This window comes from Microbacter sp. GSS18, assembly GCA_029319145.1.
GTDB lineage: Bacteria > Actinomycetota > Actinomycetes > Actinomycetales > Microbacteriaceae > Microbacterium.
On the sequence record CP119753.1, the window covers coordinates 1,599,749 to 1,619,287 of the forward strand.

At 70.8% G+C, this 19,539-nt stretch carries 15 protein-coding genes; 7 read left to right on the forward strand and 8 right to left on the reverse strand.

Annotated features, from left to right (window positions below; all coding sequences use genetic code 11):
* Positions 1–45: 45 nt before the first annotated feature.
* Positions 46–1,185, reverse strand: a complete 1,140-nt coding sequence (fucO, locus tag P0L94_07575; protein WES65924.1) for a lactaldehyde reductase — start codon at positions 1,183–1,185, stop codon at positions 46–48.
* Positions 1,186–1,445: 260 nt separating this feature from the next.
* Between fucO and pcp the strand changes: the two genes are divergently transcribed.
* Positions 1,446–2,084: a pyroglutamyl-peptidase I gene (pcp, locus tag P0L94_07580; protein ID WES65925.1), complete on the forward strand. Its 639-nt coding sequence runs from the start codon at positions 1,446–1,448 to the stop codon at positions 2,082–2,084.
* Positions 2,085–2,384: 300 nt separating this feature from the next.
* Complete coding sequence (locus P0L94_07585) at positions 2,385–3,980, forward strand: isocitrate lyase (GenBank protein ID WES65926.1); 1,596 nt, start codon at positions 2,385–2,387, stop codon at positions 3,978–3,980.
* Between the two features lie 198 nt (positions 3,981–4,178).
* Here P0L94_07585 and ispG read toward each other — a convergent pair whose 3' ends face one another.
* Positions 4,179–5,330 (reverse strand): flavodoxin-dependent (E)-4-hydroxy-3-methylbut-2-enyl-diphosphate synthase, encoded by a 1,152-nt coding sequence (gene ispG, locus P0L94_07590; protein ID WES65927.1) that lies wholly within the window; start codon positions 5,328–5,330, stop codon positions 4,179–4,181.
* 262 nt (positions 5,331–5,592) lie between these two features.
* Between ispG and P0L94_07595 the strand changes: the two genes are divergently transcribed.
* Positions 5,593–7,515 carry a chorismate-binding protein gene (locus tag P0L94_07595; GenBank protein ID WES65928.1) on the forward strand — a complete coding sequence of 641 codons (1,923 nt, stop codon included), beginning with the start codon at positions 5,593–5,595 and terminating at the stop codon, positions 7,513–7,515.
* Positions 7,516–7,727: 212 nt separating this feature from the next.
* Here P0L94_07595 and P0L94_07600 read toward each other — a convergent pair whose 3' ends face one another.
* The 3 genes from P0L94_07600 to P0L94_07610 all read right to left on the reverse strand — a co-directional run bounded on the left by P0L94_07600 (position 7,728) and on the right by P0L94_07610 (position 10,794).
* The gene (locus P0L94_07600; protein WES65929.1) at positions 7,728–9,011 is read right to left on the reverse strand and encodes a sigma factor-like helix-turn-helix DNA-binding protein; all 1,284 of its coding nucleotides are present in this window, start codon (positions 9,009–9,011) and stop codon (positions 7,728–7,730) included.
* Positions 9,008–9,376, reverse strand: coding sequence for a YciI family protein (locus P0L94_07605; protein WES65930.1), 369 nt, complete (start codon positions 9,374–9,376; stop codon positions 9,008–9,010). The genes P0L94_07600 and P0L94_07605 overlap by 4 nt, the downstream gene beginning before the upstream one ends.
* An 83-nt stretch (positions 9,377–9,459) precedes the next feature.
* Complete coding sequence (locus P0L94_07610) at positions 9,460–10,794, reverse strand: site-2 protease family protein (GenBank protein ID WES65931.1); 1,335 nt, start codon at positions 10,792–10,794, stop codon at positions 9,460–9,462.
* Between the two features lie 97 nt (positions 10,795–10,891).
* On the opposite strand from P0L94_07610, the gene P0L94_07615 reads away from it, so the two are divergent.
* From P0L94_07615 to pflA, 3 genes are all read left to right on the forward strand, one after another.
* The gene (locus P0L94_07615) at positions 10,892–12,559 is read left to right on the forward strand and encodes a UDP-N-acetylmuramoyl-L-alanyl-D-glutamate--2,6-diaminopimelate ligase (protein WES65932.1); all 1,668 of its coding nucleotides are present in this window, start codon (positions 10,892–10,894) and stop codon (positions 12,557–12,559) included.
* Between the two features lie 210 nt (positions 12,560–12,769).
* Entirely contained in the window at positions 12,770–15,049 is a 2,280-nt protein-coding gene (gene pflB / locus P0L94_07620; GenBank protein ID WES65933.1) for a formate C-acetyltransferase, read from the forward strand.
* Between the two features lie 5 nt (positions 15,050–15,054).
* Entirely contained in the window at positions 15,055–15,966 is a 912-nt protein-coding gene (gene pflA, locus P0L94_07625; protein ID WES65934.1) for a pyruvate formate-lyase-activating protein, read from the forward strand.
* Positions 15,967–15,999: 33 nt separating this feature from the next.
* Here the strand turns inward: pflA and dxr are convergent, their stop codons facing one another.
* Together dxr and P0L94_07635 are read right to left on the reverse strand one after the other, a co-directional pair.
* Positions 16,000–17,082 carry a 1-deoxy-D-xylulose-5-phosphate reductoisomerase gene (gene dxr, locus P0L94_07630; GenBank protein WES65935.1) on the reverse strand — a complete coding sequence of 361 codons (1,083 nt, stop codon included), beginning with the start codon at positions 17,080–17,082 and terminating at the stop codon, positions 16,000–16,002.
* Between the two features lie 43 nt (positions 17,083–17,125).
* Positions 17,126–18,070 (reverse strand): FKBP-type peptidyl-prolyl cis-trans isomerase, encoded by a 945-nt coding sequence (locus tag P0L94_07635; GenBank protein WES65936.1) that lies wholly within the window; start codon positions 18,068–18,070, stop codon positions 17,126–17,128.
* Between the two features lie 113 nt (positions 18,071–18,183).
* On the opposite strand from P0L94_07635, the gene P0L94_07640 reads away from it, so the two are divergent.
* A complete protein-coding gene (locus P0L94_07640; GenBank protein WES65937.1) occupies positions 18,184–18,975 on the forward strand; it encodes a lysophospholipid acyltransferase family protein in 792 nt (263 codons plus the stop codon).
* 48 nt (positions 18,976–19,023) lie between these two features.
* Here P0L94_07640 and P0L94_07645 read toward each other — a convergent pair whose 3' ends face one another.
* Positions 19,024–19,503: an OsmC family protein gene (locus tag P0L94_07645; protein WES65938.1), complete on the reverse strand. Its 480-nt coding sequence runs from the start codon at positions 19,501–19,503 to the stop codon at positions 19,024–19,026.
* Between the last annotated feature and the right edge of the window lie 36 nt (positions 19,504–19,539).

The window sequence follows — 19,539 nt, forward strand, 5'->3', positions numbered from 1 at the left end:
GCGGCATCCGCCGTCCAGAACGACGAGCGGATGCCGCCGAGCTCGTCAGTACACCGACGCGTACAGCTCCTGGATCTGAGCGACGGTGACGTCGCGGGGATTGCCCCCGCAGCACACGTCGTCGAAGGCGGCCTGTGCGAGCGCCGGCAGATCCTCCTCCTTCGCGCCGACGGCGCGCAGGCTCGTCGGGCTGTGCAGGTCGTCCACCAGCTGCGCCACCGAATCCACGGCGGCCGCGCGCGCCTCCTCGAGCGACAGCGCCTGGGCGCCCTCGACGCCGAAGGCCTCGGCGATGTTGCGGAACTTCTCCCCCGTCGCCTCGGCGTTGAACGCCATCACCGGGGCGAGCAGGATGCCGTTGGCCACACCGTGCGGGGCCGAGTAGAAGCCGCCCAGCGGGTGCGCCATGGCGTGCACGAGGCCGAGGCCGACATTCGAGTAGCCCATGCCCGCGATGTACTGCGCGATCGACATCTCCTCCATCGCCGCGGCGTCTCCGGCGACCGCCTTGCGCAGCGAGCGCGCGATCATCTGGATCGCCGTGAGGTGGAACATGTCCGACATCTGCCACGCGGCGGCGGTCGTGTATCCCTCGATCGCGTGAGTGAGGGCGTCGAGACCCGTCGCGGCCTTCAGTGCCGTCGGGGCGCCCGCCATCATGTCGGGGTCGACCACGGCGAGCACCGGAATGTCGTGCGCGTCCACGCACACGAACTTGCGGTGGTGCTCGGCATCCGTGATGACGTAGTTGATGGTGGTCTCGGATGCCGTCCCCGCCGTCGTCGGCACCGCGATGATCGGCACCGACGGGTTCTTGGTCGGCGCGACGCCCTCGAGCGAGCGCACGTCGGCGAACTCCGGATTGGCGGTGATGATGCCGATCGCCTTGCACGTGTCCTGCGGCGACCCGCCGCCGATCGCGATGAGGACGTCCGAGCCGGATGCCGCGAACGCCGCGACACCGGCCTGGACGTTCTCGATGGTGGGGTTGGGCACGACGTCGGAGTACACCTCGTAGGCGAACTCGGCCTCGTCGAGCAGCGCCGTGACCTTGTCGACGGTGCCGGTGGAGAGCAGGCCCGGGTCGGTGACGACGAACGCCTTCTCGAAGCCGCGCCGGGCGAGTTCGTCCGGGATGACCGAGATGGCGCCTGCGCCGAAGTAGGCCGTTTGATTCCAAATCATGCGGTTGACCATGACGCCAGCATACGCCTGTGGTCAGACCACATGGGGAACTTTGTCGGGGTCATACGAAGCGAAGCACTTCGACGCCGCCGGGGATTGGAACGATTCACAGTCGCCATGACCAGGGGCGCCGTTGCGACGACGAACATGGGCTGGCGTCCGATCCAGCGCGCCAGGCGGTCGTCGATCGCGTCGAAGGTGCCGCCCATGGCGCGAGTCCAGGGCCGCCGCAGCGCGGACGGTCCGCCTACGCTGGACGGATGCGCACCGCCCTGCTGACCGGATTCGAGCCCTTCGGCGGCGACGCCGTGAACCCTTCCGGCGAGGCGGTGCGGGTCGCCGCCTCCGGATGGGAGGGGCCGGAGGTGCTCATGACCGAGATCCTGCCGGTCACCTTCGCCGGCGCGGCCGCACGCGTGCGCGCGCTCATCGCCGAGCACGAGCCCGAGGTCGTCGTGATGGCGGGGCTCGCCGGAGGGCGGGCGGCCATCACGCCCGAGCGGGTCGCGATCAACCTCGCCGACGCGCGGATCCCCGACAATGACGGCATGCGACCCGTCGACGAGGCGAGTGTTCCCGGCGGCCCGGCCGCGCACTTCGCGGGACTGCCGGTGAAGGCGATCACGGCCGCGATCACGGCCACCGGGATCCCGGCATCTGTCTCGCACAGCGCCGGCACGTTCGTCTGCAACCACGTCTTCTACGTCGCCGCCCACGAGGCCGCGACGCGCCGCGACATGCGCGCCGGTTTCATCCACGTCCCGTGGGCGGCAGGTCAGGCACCCGGCGGCGAGCCCGAGCTGCCTCTCGCAGACATCGCCCGCGCGCTGCACATCGCCGTGCGCACGTCGCTGGACACGCGCGTCGACGTGCGCACCGCCGGCGGCGCGATCAGCTGAGACGCGGCGCCTGCCGACGGCGCGATCAGCTGACACGCGGCGCCTGCCGCCGAACCACGTCGGGCGCGAGCCGCCCCTTTCACCGCGCTTCGGATGGGGATGGCTCACGGAAAGAGGGCTCCTCCGGCGAGGGATGCGGCGGCCGTCGGAGGCTCGAGCGGCACGGCATCCTTCCTTTGCGCAGAAATTCTGTCGATCTTCCGGCCGGATATGGACAGAAGACGGTGATTCCTTGGCACACAGTGGAGTCAAGCGACCGCCACGGGGCCCCCGAAGGACCCCCACGACGAAGGAATCACCATGACTGCGTACCAAGACGACATCGACGCCATCCAGGCGCTCAAGGAGCAGCACGGCTCGACCTGGGATGCCGTCGACCCCGAGTCCGTCGCCCGCATGCGCGCGCAGAACCGCTTCAAGACGGGACTCGAGATCGCCCAGTACACGGCCGACATCATGCGCCGCGACATGGACGAGTACGACGCCGACTCGTCCGTCTACACGCAGTCGCTGGGCGTGTGGCACGGCTTCATCGGCCAGCAGAAGATGATCTCGATCAAGAAGCACCTGAAGTCGACGAACAAGCGCTACCTGTACCTCTCCGGGTGGATGGTCGCCGCTCTCCGCTCCGAGTTCGGGCCGCTCCCCGACCAGTCGATGCACGAGAAGACGGCCGTCCCGGCCCTGATCGAGGAGCTCTACACGTTCCTTCGCCAGGCGGACGCCCGTGAGCTCGACCTGCTGTTCACGCAGCTCGACAACGCGCGCCTGGCCGGCGACGAGACGGCGGTGGAGTTCATCCAGTCGCAGATCGACACCTACGAGACGCACGTCGTCCCGATCATCGCCGACATCGACGCGGGCTTCGGCAACCCCGAGGCGACGTACCTCCTCGCCAAGAAGATGATCGAGGCGGGCGCGTGCGCCATCCAGATCGAGAACCAGGTGTCGGACGAGAAGCAGTGCGGTCACCAGGACGGCAAGGTGACGGTGCCGCACGAGGACTTCCTCGCGAAGATCGCCGCCGTCCGCTATGCGTTCCTCGAGCTCGGCATCGACAACGGCATCATCGTGGCGCGCACCGACTCGCTCGGCGCCGGCCTGACGCAGAAGATCGCCGTCACGAGCACGCCGGGCGACCTGGGCGACCAGTACAACGCGTTCCTCGACGTCGAGGAGATCTCGGACGACGACCTCGGCAACGGCGATGTCGTCATCAAGCGCGACGGCAAGCTGATGCGCCCGAAGCGTCTGGCCAGCAACCTCTACCGGTTCCGCCCCGGCACCGGCGAGGCGCGCTGCGTGCTCGACTGCATCACGTCGCTGCGCAACGGCGCGGACCTGCTGTGGATCGAGACCGAGAAGCCCCACGTGGCGCAGATCGCCGGCATGGTCGACGAGATCCGCAAGGAGATCCCGAACGCCAAGCTCGTCTACAACAACAGCCCGTCGTTCAACTGGACCCTGAACTTCCGCCAGCAGGCCTACGACCTGCTCGTGGAGCAGGGGGCGGACGTGTCGGCTTACAAGCGCGACGAGCTCATGAGCGCCGAGTACGACGACACCGAGCTCGGCCGGCTCGCGGACGAGAAGATCCGCTCGTTCCAGAAGGACGGCTCGGCACGCGCAGGCATCTTCCACCACCTCATCACGCTGCCGACGTACCACACGGCCGCCCTGTCGACCGACGATCTCGCGAAGGGCTACTTCGCCGACGAGGGCATGCTCGCCTACGTCAAGGGCGTGCAGCGCCGCGAGATCCGCGAGGGCATCGCGACCGTGAAGCACCAGAACATGGCCGGGTCCGACATCGGTGACAACCACAAGGAGTACTTCGCCGGCGACGCCGCCCTCAAGGCCGGCGGCAAGGACAACACGATGAACCAGTTCAGCTGAGTCCACCGAACGCCCGATGTGGGGTCGCTGCTCCGGCAGCGGCCCCTTTCGTCGTGCCGCAGAGCGGCGCCTTCGGGGTCACGCTGTCTCGCGGGCGCACACGATCGATCGGAAGCTCGGAGGTCCGCTGGGATCTCGGACTCGCGTCGCGCACGCATCCGATTCTCGGCACGGTCTCCGAGATCCGGAACCGGCGCGTCAGCTGGTGACGACCTGCGCCGTGCCCACCGCGGCGTCGGGGCCCATCTCGTCCGCGATGCGGTTGGCCTCGTCGATGAGGGTCTGCACGATCTCCTCCTCGGGGACCGTCTTGATGACCTGCCCCTTCACGAAGATCTGGCCCTTGCCGTTGCCGCTGGCCACGCCCAGGTCGGCGTCGCGCGCCTCACCGGGACCGTTGACGACGCAGCCCATGACGGCGACGCGCAGCGGGACGGTCATGTCCTTCAGGCCCTCGGTGACGTTGTCGGCGAGCGAGTAGACGTCGACCTGGGCTCGTCCGCACGAGGGGCACGAGACGATCTCGAGCTTGCGCTCGCGCAGGTTCAGAGACTGCAGGATCTGGTGGCCGACCTTGACCTCTTCGGCCGGCGGCGCAGACAGCGACACGCGGATCGTGTCGCCGATGCCCTCGGCGAGCAGGATGCCGAAGGCCGTCGCGCTCTTGATGGTGCCCTGGAAGGCGGGGCCGGCTTCGGTGACGCCCAGGTGCAGCGGCCAGTCGCCGCGCTCGGCGAGCTGGCGGTAGGCCTTGACCATCACGATCGGGTCGTTGTGCTTGACCGAGATCTTGAAGTCGTGGAAGTCGTGCTCCTCGAACAGCGACGCCTCCCATACCGCCGACTCGACGAGCGCCTCGGGCGTGGCCTTGCCGTACTTCTCGAGCAGGCGCTTGTCGAGCGAGCCGGCGTTCACGCCGATGCGCAGCGACACCCCCGCCGCCTGGGCGGCCTTGGCGATGGCGCCGACCTGGTCGTCGAACTTGCGGATGTTTCCGGGGTTCACGCGGACGGCGGCGCAGCCGGCGTCGATCGCCTGGAAGACGTACTTCGGCTGGAAGTGGATGTCGGCGATCACCGGGATCTGGCTCTTCTTGGCGATGATGTGCAGCACATCGGCGTCGTCCTGACTCGGCACCGCGACGCGTACGATCTCGCAGCCGGATGCGGTCAGCTCGGCGATCTGCTGGAGCGTGGCGTTGATGTTCGTGGTCGGGGTCGTCGTCATCGACTGCACGCTGACCGGCGCGTTTCCGCCGACGAGGACCTTGCCGACCTTGATCTGACGCGACTTCCGGCGCGGAGCGAGGGTTTCGGGGACCGACGGCATTCCGATGTTCACAGCAGGCACGCCCTCCAGCCTACGCCGCCCCACGCGGCTCAGCGCGAAGAGCGCCGCGGTCGCCGGGGAGATCGCTCTCCGATCCCCCAGAGGCGCGAGCCGGCGGCCCGGCGGCAGCGGGACGATGCGGCCGCCGGGCGTGTGGTAGTTTCGGCGCATGTCCGCGCACCCCACCTGGTGGCTCACCGCATAGGCGGTGGGCACGCGTGACCATGACCGCCTGCGGGCGGTCTTCTTCGTTTGGGTGGCCGCCCCATGACGAAAGACCGAGATGACCGGGCCCGCTGACTCCTTCTCCGACCTCGCCGCGCGGGGCGTCCCGTTCGCGCTCATCGCGCGAGACGCCGAAACCGTCGAGGTCCTCACGGGCGACGTCGTCGACGTCGACCTGCTCGCCGACATCCCCCTCGTCGACGCCGCCGGCGTCCCGCGCGAGGTGCTCGCCCTGGTGCCGTACCGGCAGGTTCGCGAACGCGGGTTCGCGTGTCACGACGACGGCGCGCCGCTGCGCTGCCTGGTCGTCTCGGAGCACACCGCCGTCGCGCGCGACGCCGCCCTCGCGCAGCTGCCGACGACGCCGATCCCGCTGACGGATGCCGGCTTCGATCTGTCCGACGACGAGTACGCCGACATCGTCCGCGACGTCATCACCGACGAGATCGGCCGCGGCGAAGGCGCCAACTTCGTCATCCGCCGCGACTTCGTCGCCGGCGTCGACGCCGACCCGGTCACCGCAGCCTTCACGTGGTTCCGCGCACTGCTCGAGCACGAGCGCGGCGCGTACTGGACGTTCCTCGTCGTCACACCCGGGCACATCGCGGTCGGCGCGAGCCCCGAGGCCCACGTCAGCGCCCGCGACGGCGTGGTCACGATGAACCCGATCTCGGGGACGTTCCGTCATCCCGCCGGCGGCGCGACCGTGGCCACCCTGAGCGAGTTCCTCGAGTCGACGAAGGAGACCGAGGAGCTCTTCATGGTCGTCGACGAGGAACTGAAGATGATGAGCGCCGTCTGCTCGGACGGCGGCCGCATCACGGGCCCGCACCTCAAGGAGATGTCGCGGCTGACCCACACCGAGTACATGCTGCGCGGCACGAGCCGCCTGGACCCGCGCGACATCCTGCGCGAGACGATGTTCGCGCCCACCGTGACCGGCTCCCCCATGCAGAACGCGTGCACCGTGATCGCGCGCCACGAGCGCGAGCCGCGCGGATACTACTCGGGCGTGGCGGCGCTGTTCACGCCGCGCACAGACGCCGTCGGCGACGGCGAGGCGACGCACGATCTCGATGCCCCCATCCTCATCCGGACCGCCTATGTGGTCGACGGCCGTCTGCGCGTGCCGGTGGGAGCGACGCTCGTGCGCCACTCCGACCCGTACGGCGAGGTCGGCGAGACCCACGGCAAGGCGGCCGGCGTCCTCGGTGCGATCGGTGCGATACCGCGCGATGCGGCCGCGGAGGCCGCGCACGAGATCGACGAGGACGCGCCCGCGCCGGTCGCGCGACGGCTCGCGGACGACCCCGGGATCGCCGCCCTGCTGACCTCGCGCAATGCGCGGCTCGCGGACTTCTGGCTCAACCCGCAGGATCCCGGCGAATCGGGTCCTTTCGCGGGCCGTTCGGCGCTCGTCGTCGACGCCGAGGACCGGTTCACCACCATGCTCGCCCACCAGCTGCGGCATCTGGGGCTGGACGCCCGCATCGTGCCGTGGGATGAGGCATCCGATGCCGATGTCGACGCGGCCGAGCTCGTCGTGGCCGGCCCCGGCCCCGGCGACCCGCGCGACAGCGCGAACCCGCGGATCCGCCGCATGCGCGAGATCGTCGCGCGTCGGCACGCATCGGGCAGACCGCTCCTCGCGGTATGCCTGAGCCACCAGATCCTCGCCGACATCCTGGGCATCGGCCTGGGTCCGCTCGCGGCGCCGCATCAGGGTCTGCAGAAGACCGTGGACGTGTTCGGACTGCCCGCCTCCATCGGCTTCTACAACACGTTCACGGCTCGCGTCGCGCCCGGCACCACGCGCGTGGACGGGGCGGAGCTGTCGACGGATGCCGACGGCGACGTGTACGCGCTGCGCGGCGCGGGCTTCGCGTCGGTCCAGGGCCACCTCGAGTCGATCCTGTCGCGCGACGGCATGACGACGCTCCAGCGGCTCATCGCCCACGCCCTGACGCCGGTCGGCGCATAGCGGCCCCGACGGCATCCCGGCCCACGCCGTCACCGACGTCGGGCCGCGCCATCGACCTTCGGTGGGCGCTCGATGCCGGCCGACCAGGCGCGTGCGGCATGCGGCGCCAACCGAAAGGCTGACTGCAGCAGTTCACTTGGCGCGGATCGCCGCGTTCGGACCGCTGAACGACATCGAGGGCCAAGCGAGGACGTCGCCGGGCAACCGGCGGATCAGGATCCGGGCCGGCCGAGGCGCCGCTCGATGAGGCGGCGCTCGGCGGCGTTGGCGGTCAGCTCGAGCGCTCGCAGATCCGCGGCGAGCGCTTCCTCTTCCCGACCCACCTCGCGCAGCAGCGACGCGCGCACCGCGTGCCACAGATGCGCGCCGGCGAGGGCCGGCTCGAGGTCGTCGACCTCGCGCAGCGCCACCCCCGCACCGTCGGCGCGGGCGAGCGCCACGGCGCGGTTCAGCCGCACGAGCGGCGAGCGGTCGAACACCAGCAGCATGTCGTAGAGCGTCAGCACCTGCAGCCAGTCGGTTCCGTCGGCGTCCGCGGCGTCGGCATGGCACGCCGCGATCGCCGCGTGCAGCTGCCAGCGACCCGGTCGCCGCAGCGCGGCCGCGCGCCGCAGCTGCGCATGGGCGGCGATCATGAGCGGACGGTCCCAGCGCGAGCGGTCCTGGTCGCCCAGCAGCACCAGGTCGCCGTCGACGGCACGCGCGTCCTCGCGGGCCCGGTGGAACAGCAGCAGCGCCAGCAGGCCGTGCGCCTCGGCCTCGTCGGGCAGTGCCGCGGCGACCACGCGCGCCAGCCAGATCGCGTCGTCGGCGAGGTCGCGGTCGGCCGCGGCGTCCTTCCCGTCCATGAGGTGCGCCTCGCTGTACATGACCGACACCACGGTGAGGACGAGATCGAGTCGTTCGCGGCGGCTGTCGCCCTGGGGGATCTGGAGCGGGATGCCGGCGGCGGCGATCTTGCGCTTGGCCCGCACGATCCGCTGCTGCACCGTGGCGACGGGCTGGAGCGTCGCCCGCGCGATCTGAGCCGTCGTGAGTCCGACGATCGTCCTCAGCGTCAGGGCGAGCTGGGCATCGGCGGCGAGCGCCGGGTGGCAGCAGCCGAACAGCAGCGGGAGTCGCTCGTCGGGCTCCGCCTCGCCCGCGGCCCGGTCGGTGCGCGCCGGGGCTTGCGTCGGGTCGGCGAGCAGCGCGAGCTTGTCGCGGTAGACGCGGTCGCGCCGCAGGCGGTCCAGCGCGTTGTGACGCGCCGCCTCGGTCAGCCACGCTCCCGGCCGCGGCGGGATGCCGCGCACGCGCCACTCGCGCACCGCCTCCTCCACCGCGTCGGAGACGGCCTCCTCGGCCACGTCGAAGCTGCCCAGGCGCGCCGTGAGCGCCGCGACGATGCGCCCCGACTCGGCGCGGACGGTCTCGGCGAGCAGGGCGTCGGATGCCGGGGCCGCGCGATCCGGCAGCTCGCCGGAACCGCCGGCCACGGCATCCGCACCCGTCACTGCTCGAACTGGCTGTAGTCGACCACCATGGGACGGATCTCGACCGAGACGCCCGGGGTCTCCAGCGCCGGCCACGTGCGGGTCAGCGCGATCGCGGCGTCGAGATCGGGCACGTCGATGACGGCGAACCCGCCCACGACCTCCTTCGCCTCCGAGAAGGGGCCGTCCACGACCACGGGGCCGGACTCGCCGTGCCGGATCGTCGTGGCGGTGGTGACGGGCTGCAGCTCGGCGCTGTTGTCGTCGAACTTGTCGGCGTTGGCGCCGAACCATTCGTAGATGCGGCCGTAGACCTCCTCCGCGCGAGCGGGATCGGCCGCCTCGTCGAGTTCGGGGGTCGAGGTGAACATGAGGACGTACTTCACGGTGACGTTCCTTTCGTCAGGGGAACCGTTTCATCCCCACAGCGAACGGACAAGCCTCGGATCGACACCCGCGGCGGAATCGGTCACCCCAGCAGAGAGATCGGGTTCACGAGGTCCGCGACGATCAGCACGGCGCCCATGGCGATGAGAGCGACGACGACGACGAACGTCACCGGGACGAGCTTGGTGGCGTCGACGGGCTTCGGCGCGGGGCGTCCGGTGATCTTCGCCCACCACCGGCGGATGCCGTCCCACAGTGCGACGGCGACGTGTCCGCCGTCCAGCGGCAGCAGCGGCACCAGGTTGAACACGAACAGCGCGATGTTCAGCGACGCCAGCACCGACAGGAATCCGGCGACGCGGTTGAGGATCGGCGCGTCCGCCGCCGCGACCTCGCCGGCGATGACGCCCGCGCCCACGACGCTGAGCGGACCGTTGGGGTCCCGCTCCTGACCGGTGAGCGTGTCGACGCCGGTCTCCCACACCTTCACCGGCAGCTGCCAGATGAGGTTCGCCACCGCGCCGACGTTCTGCGCGGCGACCACGGGGGCCTCCCAGATCGGCGCGCGCACGTAGTCGAGCTCCTGGCGGATGCCGACGAAGCCGACCTCCTCGGTGACGGGATCGCCGTTCGCGTCGACGACGGCCTGCCCTCGTTCGTCGGTGACGGCGCGCGTGACGGACGTCGGGGTGAGTGTGAGCGTCTGCTCGGCGCCGTCGCGCTCGACGACGACGGGGATCGGCTGATCGGGCGAGTCCTGGATGATCGCGGATGCTTCGGCGAACGTCTCGACCTGCCGGCCGTCGACGGCGACGAGGACATCCCCCGGCTCGATGCCGGCGGCCGCCGCGGGGGCGATCGGGTCGTCCGCGGTGCACTCGGTGCGTCCCGTGTCGGCGGGGATCACGCACTCGCTCACGCTCTGCACCGTCGTGGTGGCGGTCTGGAGCCCGATGCCGCTGAGGAGGATCGCGAACAGCACGATCGCCAGCAGCAGGTTCATGAACGGACCGCCGAGCATGATGATCACGCGCTTGTACACCGGCAGCCGGTAGAACACGCGGGCGTCGTCGTCGCCGTCGAGGGTCTCGTCGTTGGCCGCGCGCGCGTCCTGCACCATGGTGGCGAAGAAGCCGCCGCCGGCGCGGCCCGAGGCGCTCCCGGCGGCCTGCTTCGGCGAGGGAGGGTACATGCCGGCCATCGAGATGTAGCCGCCGAGCGGGATGGCCTTCACGCCGTACTCGGTCTCGCCGCGGCGGCGCGACCACAGGGTCGGCCCGAAGCCCACCATGTACTGGCCGACGCGCACGCCGAACTTCTTCGCGGGCACGAGGTGGCCGATCTCGTGCAGGGCGATCGAGACGGCCAGGCCGACGAAGAGCACGACGAAGCCGATGACGAACGCGATCGTTTCCACACGACCACGCTACCCGCGGCGCCCTTTGAGTTCGCCGCGAAGATCGGTGCGGACACGTCATCGGCGTGACGCCCGCGGGTGAGAAGATGGTTCCGACATGCCGACAGACGCCCCCACGAACCTGCCCCCCGTCCTCCGCCCGGAGCACCCGCCCGTCCACGCGCTGAGCGATCTCGCGGCCCGGTTCCAGGCCGAGGTGCGCGGCGACGCGTCGGGTGTGGAGCTGACGGGCATCACGCTGGCCACAGCCGATCTGCGCCCCGGCGAGGCGTTCGTGGCGATCCGCGGCGCCGCCCGCCACGGCGCCGAATTCGCCGCCGCCGCAGCCGAGAAGGGCGCGGTCGCCGTGATCACGGACGCCGCCGGCGCCGACCTCGCAGAACCCGCGGGTCTGCCGATCGTCGTCGTCGACAACCCCCGCGTGCTGCTCGGCGACCTGTCGGCGTGGGTGTACGGCACCGGCCCCGATGACGACATCCCGCTGCTGTTCGGCACGACCGGCACCAACGGCAAGACGAGCGTGTCGCACCTGCTGGAGGGCATCCTCGAGCAGCTCGGCGTCGTGACCGGCCTGTCCTCGACGGCCGAGCGCCACATCGCCGGCGAGGTGATCGTGTCGCGGCTCACCACGCCCGAGGCGTCCGAGTTCCACGCCCTCCTCGCGCTGATGCGCGAGCGCGGCGTCGAGGCCGTCGCGGTCGAGGTGAGCGCGCAGGCGCTGAGCCGCCACCGCGTCGACGGCCTGGTCTTCGACGTCGCGGGCTTCACCAACCTCAGTCACGACCACCTCGACGACTACGCCGACATGCGCGAGTACTTCGAGGCAAAGACCCCCCTGTTCCGTCCCGATCGCTCCAAGCGCGCGGTGATCTGCCTCGACTCGGAGTACGGCTCCGAGGTCGCCGCCCGCTGCGAGGTGCCGAAGGTGACGATCGCGACGCCCGCGATCGCCTTCGATGCGGATGCCGCCGCCGCCGCGGACTGGGTGGTGGAGATCATCGACGAGCGCCAGGACGGCACGGAGTTCTCGCTGACCGGCCCCGACGGACGCTCCCTGACCACGGTGGTCCCGGTGATCGGGCGCCACATGGCCGCGAACGCGGGACTGGCGATCGTGATGCTCCTCGAGGGCGGGTACGCGTGGGAGCGTCTGGTGGCGGCGCTCGACGGCGGCCGCATCGAGGCGTATCTGCCCGGACGGACGCAGCTGGTCTCGGGCGATCGGGGACCGGCGATCTACGTCGATTTCGGCCACTCCCCCGACGCGTTCGAGAAGACGCTCGGCGCGATCCGGCGCGTGACGCCCGGCAAGGTCGTCATGCTCTTCGGCGCCGACGGCGATCGCGACGCCACGAAGCGCCACGACATGGGGCGCACCGGCGTCGAGGGCAGCGACATCCTGGTGATCACCGATCACCATCCGCGCTTCGAGGACCCGGACTCGATCCGCGCGACCCTCATCGAGGGCGCGCGGCGAGCGAGACCGGATGCCGAGATCCACGAGTTCTCCCCGCCCGAGCGGGCCATCGTCGAGACGGTGGCGCTGGTCGGCGACGGCGACGCGGTGCTGTGGGCCGGCCCCGGCCACCAGGACTACCGCGACATCCGGGGCATGCGCGCGCCGTACTCGGCGCGCGAGCTCGCCCGCCGGGCGCTGCGCGCGGCCGGCTGGCCGGTCCCCGAGCCGCACTGGCCGGTGCCCTACCCCGAGGATCACGTGGTGATCTCGGACCCGCTGCGACCGTTCGACTTCCCGACGTCCTGAGCGGCTCGCACCTCTTCTATGGCGACGCGTCCGGCTTTGTGGTCTGACCACAATCGGGCGCCTGGATCCCGCGGTGTCGTTGTGGATTCCGTGCATCTTGACCTGTGGTCTGACCACAAGGAGTAGCCTGGGATCACGGCACGCCGGACGGCTCCCACGAGGGCCCGCGATCCGACGCGACCGACCAGTCGACGAAGAAGGATTCGTGTCATGAGCATCGCAGAGACAGCACCCGCCACCCCCGGGTCGGAGCACGACCAGGCCCCCGCCGCATGGACGGGATTCGTTCCCGGTCCCTGGCAGGACGGCATCGACGTGCGCGACTTCATCCAGCGCAACCTCACGCCGTACGACGGCGACGCGGCGTTCCTCACCGGGCCCACCGAGCGCACCACCCGCGTGTGGGACACGCTCAGCAGCATGTTCCCCGAGGAGCGCGAGAAGGGCGTCTACGACGTCGACCCGCACACCCCCGCCGGCATCACCGCCCACGGCCCCGGGTACATCAGCGACGACGACCACGTGATCGTCGGCCTGCAGACCGACGCGCCGCTCAAGCGCGCCATCATGCCCAACGGCGGCTGGCGCATGGTGGAGACGGCGCTCGAGACCTACGGCTACGAGGTCGACCAGACCCTCAAGACCGTCTTCACCGAGTACCGCAAGACCCACAACCAGGGCGTCTTCGACGTGTACCCGCCCAAGGTCCGCGCGGCCCGCAGCGCCCACATCGTCACGGGCCTGCCGGACGCCTACGGCCGCGGCCGCATCATCGGCGACTACCGCCGCGTCGCCCTCTACGGCGTCGACGGCCTCATCGCCGCGAAGAAGCTCGACAAGCTGGACCTCGACACGCGTCCCTTCAGCGACACCGTCGCCCGCGAGCGCGAGGAGCACGCCGAGCAGCTGCGCGCCCTGGTCGAGTTGAAGCAGATGGCGGCGAGCTACGGCGTCGACATCTCGAGCCCCGCCACCACCGCGGCCGAGGCCGTGCAGTGGCTCTACTTCGGCTACCTCGCCTCGGTCAAGGAGCAGAACGGCGCGGCGATGTCGCTCGGCCGCACGTCGACCTTCCTCGACGTCTACATCGAGCGCGATCTCGCCGCCGGTCTCATCACCGAGGAGCAGGCCCAGGAGATCATCGACGACTTCGTCATCAAGCTGCGCATCGTCCGCTTCCTGCGCACGCCCGAGTACGACGCCCTCTTCTCGGGCGACCCGACCTGGGTAACCGAGACGATCGGCGGCATCGGCGAGGACGGCCGGTCGATGGTCACCAAGAACTCGTTCCGGTTCCTGCAGACGCTGTACAACCTGGGCCCGGCTCCCGAGCCCAACATGACGGTGTTCTGGTCGAGCAAGCTGCCGCAGGGGTTCAAGGACTTCTGCGCGCAGGTGTCGATCGACACGTCCGCGGTGCAGTACGAGTCCGACGACCTGATCCGCTGCCGGTGGGGCGACGACGCGGCGATCGCGTGCTGCGTGTCGCCGATGCGCGTCGGCAAGCAGATGCAGTTCTTCGGCGCCCGGGTGAACCTCGCCAAGGCCCTGCTCTACGCCATCAACGGCGGTCGCGACGAAGTCAGCGGCAAGCAGGTCTCCCCCGCCGCCGCGCCGGTCGCCGAGGCCGTGCTCGACTACGACGACGTCATGGCCCGCTTCGACCAGACCATGGATTGGCTCGCCGACACCTATGTCGAGGCGCTCAACTGCATCCACTGGTCGCACGACAAGTACGCCTACGAGCGCATCGAGATGGCGCTGCACGACAAGAACGTGATGCGCACGATGGCCTGCGGCATCGCCGGCCTCTCGGTCGCGGCCGACTCGCTCTCGGCGATCAAGTACGCCACCGTCACGCCCGTGTTCGACGAGCGCGGCGTCGTGGTCGACTACCGGACCGAGGGTGAGTTCCCGACCTTCGGCAACGACGACGACCGCGCCGACGACATCGCGGTGGACCTCGTGGAGCGGTTCATGGCCAAGGTCCGCACGCACCCGACCTACCGCGACGCTGTGCCGACGCAGTCGGTGCTGACGATCACCTCGAACGTCGTGTACGGCAAGGCGACGGGCTCGACGCCCGACGGCCGCCGCGCCGGCGAGCCGTTCGCACCGGGCGCGAACCCCATGAACGGACGCGACACGCACGGCATGCTCGCCTCGGCGCTGTCGGTGGCGAAGCTGCCGTACAGCGAGGCCGAGGACGGCATCTCGCTGACCAACACCGTCGTCCCCTCGGGACTGGGGCGCACGAAGGACGAGCAGGTGCGCAACCTCAGTGGTCTGCTCGACGCCTACATCGGCGCCAACGGGTACCACATGAACGTCAACGTGCTGAACCGCGAGACGCTCGAGGACGCCATGGAGCACCCCGAGAACTACCCCCAGCTGACGATCCGCGTGTCGGGCTACGCCGTCAACTTCGTCCGGCTCACCCGTGAGCAGCAGCTCGACGTGCTGTCTCGCACCTTCCACGGATCGATGTGATCCGGATGACCTGCCAGATCACCGCACCGGTTCGGCCGGGCGAGGACGTGCGACTCGATGCTCCGTCGATCCGCCCGCCCCGCCGCGCCGGCGCGGGACTGGACGGTCTGGCCGTCCGGGACGTCGACCGCGCCGAGCGCCTCGCCGCGATGCGCGAGGGCCTGCTCGGATCAGTTCACTCGTGGGAACTGGTCACGGCGGTCGACGGTCCCGGCACGCGCCTCACGGTCTTCCTCAGCGGCTGCCCGCTGCGGTGCCTGTACTGCCACAACCCCGACACCATGAAGATGAAGGACGGCGAGCCGGTCACGGCCGACGAGCTGCTGGCGCGGGTCCGCCGCTACCTCGGCGTCTTCACCGCCACCGGCGGAGGCCTCACCCTGTCGGGCGGCGAAGTGCTCATGCAGCCCGCCTTCGCGGCGCGGATCCTGCGCGGCGCGAAGGAGATGGGCGTGCACACCACGCTCGACACGTCGGGCTATCTGGGCGCCAACGCCACCGACGCCATGCTCGACGACACCGACCTGGTGCTGCTGGACGTCAAGTCCGGCGTTCCCGAGACGTACGCGAAGGTCACGGGCCGCGAGCTCGAGCCGACCCTCGCGTTCGGTCGCCGCCTCGCCGAGCGCGGGCTGGACGGAAACGGTCCAGCCGTGTGGATCCGCTTCGTCCTGGTCCCCGGTCTCACCGACGACGCCGAGAACGTCGAGCGCGTCGCCGCGTACGCCGCGTCGCTCAACGACATCCGCCCCGGCACCGTCGCCCGCGTCGAAGTGCTGCCGTTCCACCAGATGGGGCGCGACAAGTGGCACGCGGCCGGGCTGGAGTACGAGCTCGAGGACGTCGAGCCTCCTGCTCCCGAACTCGTCGAGAGCGTCCGCGCGCGCTTCCGCGCGCACGGCCTCACCGTCTACTGACCGACGCGGGATCGCGGTGCCCACCGAAGCGGATCAGCGGGCCGCGATCGCCCGGTCGGCGGCCTCGCGCGCCCAGGTCTCGGCCGCTCCCAGCGACTCCCGCGTGAGCGCGGGCGGGGGCTCGTGGGCGTCGACGGTCGCCGCGACGGTGTCGAGGATGCCCGGGAACGACAGCCGCCCCTCGTGGAAGGCGTCGACCGCCTGCTCGTTGGCGGCGTTGAAGACCGCCGGGTACGTCCCGCCGGCGCGCCCGACCTGCTTGGCCAGGTGCACGGCGGGGAAGGCGTCGTCGTCGAGCGGCTCGAAGGTCCACGCGGACGCGGTCGTCCAGTCCAGGGGCCGCCCCACACCCGCCACGCGATGCGGCCAGTCCAGGCCCAGCGAGATGGGCAGCCGCATGTCGGGGGGCGACGCCTGCGCGATCGTCGAGCCGTCGACGAACTCCACCATGGAGTGGACGATCGACTGCGGGTGGACGACGACGTCGATGCGATCGTAGGGCACGTCGAACAGCAGGTGCGCCTCGATGACCTCGAGCCCCTTGTTCACGAGCGTCGCCGAGTTCGTCGTCACGACGCGACCCATGTCCCACGTGGGATGCGCGAGCGCCTCGGCGGGGGTGACCGCCTGCAGGTCGGCGCGGGAGCGCCCGCGGAACGGGCCGCCGGATGCCGTCAGCACGAGACGGCCGACCTCGGCGGCGGAGCCCGACCGCAGCGCCTGGGCGATGGCGGAGTGCTCGGAATCGACGGGCACGATCTGGCCGGGACCCGCGATCCGCGTCACGAGGTCGCCGCCGACGATGAGCGACTCCTTGTTGGCGAGCGCCAGCGTGCGTCCCGCTTCGAGCGCCGCGAGCGTGGGCCCGAGGCCCACCGATCCGGTGATGCCGTTGAGGACGACATCCGCCTCGACGTCCCGCACCAGCTGCTCGGCTTCGTCCGCGCCGAGCGCGGTGTGCTCGACGCCGAACTCGGCCGCCTGGGCCGCCACGCCGGCACGGTCCCGACCGGCCGCCAGGCCGACGACCTCGAACCGGTCGGTGTTGGCCCGGATGACGTCCAGCGCCTGGGTGCCGATCGATCCGGTGGAGCCGAGGATGAGGATGCGGCGCATCACGCCAGCCTACCGACCGGCGCGTGCGCCGCAGAGCGCCGCGTCACTGACCGGCGCGCGCCGTGTCGACGATCTCGATCACGAACACCAGCGTCTCGCCGGCGAGTTCGTGCGCGCTCGCTCCGGCCTCGCCATAGGCGCACGACGGCGGCATCGACACCAGGACCGTCGAGCCGACGGTCTGACCCTCGAGCGCCCGCTGGAAGCCCGAGACGACGCCGGTCGTCGGGAAGGTGGCCGGTTCGCCGCGCTCGTAGCTGGAGTCGAACACCGTTCCGTCGCTCCAGCGCACGCCCTGGTAATCCACGGTCACGTTGTCACCGGACTGGACGACCTCGCCGTCTCCGGCCTCCAGCACCTCGAGCTCCACGTCGGCCGGCGCGTCGGCGTCGGGCACCGTCACGGTGGGGTTGCCGTCGGCGTCGAACTCCACCGTCGGGAAGGCGTCGCCGGGCTCGGACACGGCGCACCACGCGTCGGACGCCGTGACGTCCAGGACGTCGATGACGTAGACCTGCGCGCCGCTGCCGGCATCCGGGAGGGTCATGACGATGCGCGACCCCGCGGTGGCGCATCCGAAGAAGGCGTCGGGGCCCGCGCCGACGGTGATCTGCATGGCGGGCAGCGCCGCGCCGCCGAAGCCGGCCTCCTGCAGACTCTCGCCGGTGGACGCGTCGAAGATCGCGAGGGCGTACGAGACGTAGTCGCCGTCGGCGAGCTGGGCGCCGTCGCCGGTGACCGCCACGGCCCGCTCGGCGCTGGTGATCTCCAGCGGCGCGTCGAACTCGACCGTCGGGACCTCGCCGACCTCTCCGCTGACCGAGACCGAATCGGCGATCTCGCCCGCGGGTGCGGCGACCGCGCACAGGTCGGCGGACGCCGATGCGGTCGCCGTCGGCGTCGGCTCGGGCGCGGCGGCGGTGCATCCCGCCAGGGCGAGCGCGGCGAGCGCGGCGAAGGAAACGGCGGAGAGCAGGCGAATACGCACGATGAGACCTCGATGTTCGGGGCGGGGACACTCCATCCTCCCTCATGTTCGCCGCCGTCGGCTGAGAGTCGGCCATGCCGTCAGCGGCATCGAATCGGGAGTAGCCTCGACGAGTGACTTCCGAGGAGACGCCCGAACCCCGCGAAGACGAGAACCCGACCCCCGAGCCCGAGCCCGCTCTTGCCGACATGGGCCTCACGTACGCCCTGGGTCGCATGGTGATCACCCCGCTCGCGCGCCTGGTCTACCGGCCGCACATCGAGGGACGCGCGAACGTCCCGAAGCACGGCCCCGTGATCTTCGCGAGCAACCATCTGTCGTTCATCGACTCCATCGCCATCCCCGTCGCCGCTCCGCGGCCGGTGCACTTCCTCGCCAAGGCGAGCTATTTCGAGGGCCACGGCTTCTCGGGCTGGGTGCAGCGGGAGTTCTTCGCCGCGATCGGGGCGATCCCCGTCCAGCGCGGCGCCGGCCAGGCGGCGCTCGACGCCCTGGATCAGCAGCGGCGGCTCCTCGACGAGGGAAGCGCCGTGGCGCTCTACCCCGAAGGCACGCGTTCGCTCGACGGGCGGCTCTACAAGGGCCGCACGGGCGTGGCGTTCCTGGCGCTGCAGACCGGCGCCCCCGTCGTGCCGGTCGGGCTGATCGGCACCGACAAGGTCATGCCGGTGGGAAGCCGGATGCCGTCGCTCCGGCACCGCGCGACGGTGCGCTTCGGCGAGCCGCTCGATCTGTCGCACCACGGGCCCGCGAACTCGGGCCGCGCGCGGCGCCTCGCGACGGACGACATCATGTCGGCGATCCACGCCCTCTCGGAGCAGGAGCTCGCCGGGACCTACAACGAGGTGCCGGCCCACGGCGCCATCGACCGCATCAAGCAGGCCCTGCCCCACGAACGGCGCTGAGGCTCCGTCGCACGGCGCCCCGGTGGGCGCCGTCACGGCCGGACGCCGTCACCCCGCGTCGGCGACGTCGATCCGCGGCTCGTGCGTCACAGGGAAGTTCACCGAGTTCGCGATGAAGCACCACCCGTTCGCCGTCTCGTGCGCGGCCAGCGCCGCGGTGCGCATCGACTCGTCGGCGATCGTCACGCGCGGCCGCAGCACGACCTCCTGGAACCGGCCCGCGCCGCGACCGTCCTCGGTCATCAGCCCGGAGGCGTCGTCCTCGTACGCGACGACGACGACGCCCGCCTGCACGCACGCGTGCAGGTACGACAGCAGGTGGCACTGGCTCAGGGCCGCCAGCAGCATGTCCTCGGGGTTCCAGCGCGACGGGTCGCCGCGGAACGGCTTGTCGGCCGACGCCAGCAGTTCGGGCTTTCCGTCGACCGAGATGCGCGTGGCGCGATCGTAGTCGCGATAGCCGCTCGTTCCGGTGCCGCGGTCGCCGGTCCACTCGGTCCGGACACGGTATCGATGCTCGCCGAACATGGCGACAGTCTGTCACGCGTCGGCGGGCCCACGGCG